This window comes from Streptomyces spiramenti (genome assembly GCF_012034385.1).
Lineage (GTDB): Bacteria > Actinomycetota > Actinomycetes > Streptomycetales > Streptomycetaceae > Streptomyces > Streptomyces spiramenti.
Genome location: NZ_JAAVJB010000337.1, coordinates 1 through 4,098, shown reverse-complemented (window position 1 = coordinate 4,098; position 4,098 = coordinate 1). Strand labels below are relative to the sequence as shown.

The following is a 4,098-nucleotide window of genomic DNA, read 5'->3' as shown; positions in this document are numbered from 1 at the left end:
GGGGTCGGGAGCGGCGAGACGGCCGACAGCGGCACGGCGTGGGCCGCGACGGGCGTGGCCGGTGCTGCCGGGGTGGCGGGGGCGACCGGAGTGGCGGTGAGGGGCGGGGGCGGCGGCTTGGACCGTCCGCCGCGGCGGCGCTCGATGAGCGCCACGGCGCCGCCCGGCAGCCACGCGGAGGCGGAGCCGCTGTCGTCACTTGCGGAGAAGAGGTGCGGGGCGAGGAGGGCCTGGAGGTCGGCGGGGCTGGGCCGCTCCTCGGCGGCATGCCGCATGCAGGACTCGATCAGCGGGTGCAGTTCGTCGGGCAGCCCGTCGAGGTCGGGGTTCTCCCGGAGCAGCATGAAGACGGTCTCCACCGGATTGGCCCCGTGGTACGGCGGATGCCCGGTCGCGGCGAAGACGAGGGTGGAGGCGAGGGAGAAGACATCGCTGGCACCGGTGACCCCTCGGGAGTCGCGGGCCTGCTCGGGGGACATGTAGGCGGGGGTGCCGACCGCGACGTTGGTCATCGTCAGCCGCTGGTTGGAGACGCCGGAGGCGATACCGAAGTCGATGACGCGCGGCCCGTCCTCGACGACGAGGACGTTGGAGGGCTTGAGGTCACGGTGGACCAGCCCCGCGCTGTGGATCGAGTGGAGGGCCTCGGCGATACCGGCGGCCACCCAGCGGACGGCCTGCGGCGGCAGCGGGCCGCACTCGTTGACGATCTCCTCCAGCGAGGGCGCCGGCACGTAGGCGGTCGCCAGCCAGGGCACCGCCGCGCGGGGGTCGGCGTCCACGACCGCCGCGGTGTAGAAGCCGCTCACGGCGCGCGCCGCCTCGACCTCGCGGGTGAAGCGGACCCGGAAGAGCTGGTCCTCCGCCAGCTCCGTGCGCACGGTCTTGATGGCCACCCGGCGGCCGGAGGCCGACCGGGCGAGGTAGACCAGGCCCATGCCGCCCGACCCGAGCCGCCCGAGCACCTCGAACGGCCCGATCCGACGCGGATCGTGCTGCGTCAGCGGGTCCACCATGTCTGCCACCTCCCCGTCGGCCTTCCTCGCCCCGTTGAAGCATCTCACTACGCGCCGGGCGTCGCGGTCCAGTCGAGGCCTGGCCGATGGTGATTCTTCCTGGCGGCACCGACACTCCGGCACCGGGGTGCGCCCTGCTCGAACGCCTGCGGCGGGCGCCGGGGGGCGACGCCCCGCCAGGCGGGGCGGGTGGCGCGACGGCCACGATCCAGGAATCCGACAAACCCGTTCGGATGCTGCCGAATCGCGCAAACGTGACGTATAGCTACGCTGACGGTATGACAGGAAATGTGACGACTGTGGACGGCCGGGTGGCCGGGCGACGCGGGCAGGCGACGCGGCAGAAGCTGTTGGACTGCCTGGGCAAGATGCTCGGCTCGGGCCCCTACCGGGACGTCCGGGTCATCGACGTGGCACGGCAGGCCGGCACCTCCCCGGCGACGTTCTACCAGTACTTCCCCGACATCGAGGCGGCCGTGCTGGAGCTGGCCTCCGACGCGGTGCAGGAGAGCGGCGAGCTGTCCGCGCTGGTCTCCGGCCGCTCGTGGGCCGGGAAGGCGGGCAAGCAGGCGTCCGAGGAGCTCGTGGACGGCGTCCAGTCCTTCTGGCGCCGCCACGAGGCGATCCTGCGGGTCATCGACGTCAGCGCCGCCGAGGGCGACCGCCGGTTCGTGCGCATCCGGGCGCGCGTCCAGGGCGCCCTCATCAAGCCGCTGGCGGAGACGCTGGAGGAGACCCGCAGCAAGAGCCGCGCCACGGGCGAGCCGCCGGCGACCGCCGTCGCGGCGGCGCTGGTGACGATGGTCTGCGGCGCCACCGCCCAGACCAAGAGCCTCCAGACGGCGGGCGCCAAGCAGGCCGATATGAAGCCGACCCTGGCCGCGCTGGTGCAGCTGGGCATGACCGGCCGCAAGCCCACCAAGTAGGACCGGGCGAACCCCACCCGGTCCTGTCACCGGGGGCACCGCGGTGCGGCGTGTCGGCGGGCCACCGTCGCCGCGCCGCGCCGCGCGGCCAAGGGCGCGCGAGCGGGCGCACGACAGCGCGACCGGGTCGACGAACGCCCCCTGCTGAGCGTGCGACCGCGTGCGTATCCTCGTGCCCATGCCGACAGCCGACATATCCCCGGTCCATGTCATAGGCGGCGGTCCGGCAGGGCTCGCCACCGCCGCCGCGCTCAAGGAACGCGGTGTGCGCGCCGTCGTGCTGGAGCGGGGCAGCGACGTCGGTTCGTCCTGGCGCCACCACTACGAACGCCTCCGGCTGCACACCACGCGCCGCTGGTCGGCGTTGCCGGGGCTGCCGATACCGCGATCGGCCGGCCGCTGGGTCCCGCGCGACGAGTTCGTCGCCTACCTGGAGCGGTACGCGCGGCACCACCGGTTGGAGCTGGCGGCGGGCGTCGCCGTCTCCCGCGTCGAGGCGGAGGAGACCGCCGGGTGGCGGCTGACCGCCAACGGCGGGCGGATACTCCACGCCTCGGCCGTGGTGGTGGCGACCGGCAACAGCCACTCGCCGCGCCTGCCCGAGTGGCCCGGCCGCGAGGAGTGGAGCGGGACGCTGCTGCACGCCGCCGAGTACCGCGACGCCGAGCCGTTCCGTGACCGGGACGTCCTGGTGGTCGGCGTCGGCAACACCGGCGCGGACATCGCCGTCGAACTCGCCGCCCTCGGCGCCGCCCGGGTCCGGGTCGCGGTGCGCACCTCACCGCACATCATGCGGCGCTCCACGCTCGGCTGGCCCGCCCAGGCGGGCGGGGTGCTGACCCGGCGCCTGCCGCTGCCCCTCGCCGACGGTCTGGCGCGGCCCGTCGCACGCACCGTCCCGAACCTCGGTCGCCACGGCTTGCCCCGCCCCGCGGAAGGACTCCACACCCGCGCCCGCGGCGGTTCCATACCGGTCATCGACACCGGCCTGGTCCGCGCGGTCCGCCGCCGCAAGGTGGAGATCGTCGCCGCGCCGGTCTCCTTCACCGCCGACGCGGTCCGGCTCGCCGACGGCGAGGAGATCACCCCCGACACCGTGATAGCCGCGACCGGCTACCGGACGGGACTGGAGGAACTCGTCGGCCACCTCGGTGTCCTGGACGACGGCGGCAGGCCGCTGGTGCACGGCGCCCGCACCCACCCGGCAGCGCCGGGTCTGCGGTTCACCGGGTACACCAACCCCATCAGCGGGATGCTCCGCGAGATAGCGCGGGACGCCCCCAGGGTGGCGGAGGCGGTGGCCGCCGAACTCGCCGCGGCCCGACTCGCGGCCGAACGCGCGGCGCACCCCGAGGGCGAACCAGCCGGGCGGCGGAGCCGCCGAGCACGGCGCAAGGCCGCGGCGGCGGAGGACGCCGCCGGGGCGGAGGCGAAGGCGCCCCCCGCGGAGTCGGATTCGACTGCCTGACACCACGGCCACAGCCACGGCTCCGACCGCCGCAGGACCGGTGAGCCCCGGACCTCGGCACGCAGCCCCGGGGAGGGCCGACCGCGCGTCGGATCCGGGGACGCAGACGGAGCCGGGCGCGGTGGCACGGCGCGGCTCCCCCGCGCGGGACCGGTGAGCCTCGGGCATCGACACGCAGCCCGACCGCCGCACCGGAAGACCGCCGCGGGCGATCAGGCCGGTACGCCGGGTCAGGACCTGGCCGGAATCCTGCGCCCGGCGTGGCCGCCGCCCTCGCAGGCGGGGAGATCCAGCTCGCACCAGATCTGCTTGCCGCGCCCCTCCCGGCGCCAACCCCAGCGGTCGGCGAGCAGCTCCACCAGCTCCAGACCGCGCCCGCTGGTGTCGTCCCGGCAGGCTGCCCGGCGCCGGGGCGCACGACTGCTGTTGTCGAAGACCTCCAGCCGGAGCGTCGGCCGCCCCGTCAGCGGGCAGACCCCGGCCGAGAGAGCGGGCACCTCGGCACCGACCCGCACCCACTTCGCGGGGGCGCCGCCCGCCCCCGCGTCACAGCCTTCGGTGCGTCCGGGGGGACGGACCACTGCGGGCCGTGCCGCCTCGGCGGCGTGGGCCGGGGAGCTGCCGGGGGCGCCGCCGGCCGCGGTGTCCTCGACACCGGGGCGCGCGGATCCGCGCGCCCCCTCGGCAC

4 protein-coding genes are annotated in these 4,098 nt (G+C 75.6%); 2 read left to right on the top strand and 2 right to left on the bottom strand.

The window, feature by feature from the left end:
* Nucleotides 1–1,016 (bottom strand): serine/threonine-protein kinase (locus HCJ92_RS22780; RefSeq protein ID WP_245241163.1); only part of this gene is annotated, 1,016 nt, incomplete at its 3' end.
* Nucleotides 1,017–1,294: 278 nt separating this feature from the next.
* On the opposite strand from HCJ92_RS22780, the gene HCJ92_RS22775 reads away from it, so the two are divergent.
* Entirely contained in the window at nucleotides 1,295–1,942 is a 648-nt protein-coding gene (locus HCJ92_RS22775; protein ID WP_167935494.1) for a TetR family transcriptional regulator, read from the top strand.
* Between the two features lie 178 nt (nucleotides 1,943–2,120).
* Nucleotides 2,121–3,410 (top strand): flavin-containing monooxygenase, encoded by a 1,290-nt coding sequence (locus HCJ92_RS22770; protein ID WP_167935493.1) that lies wholly within the window; start codon nucleotides 2,121–2,123, stop codon nucleotides 3,408–3,410.
* 230 nt (nucleotides 3,411–3,640) lie between these two features.
* Here HCJ92_RS22770 and HCJ92_RS25215 read toward each other — a convergent pair.
* The coding region (locus tag HCJ92_RS25215) for an ATP-binding protein (RefSeq protein WP_245241161.1) at nucleotides 3,641–4,098 on the bottom strand (458 nt) is incomplete at its 5' end.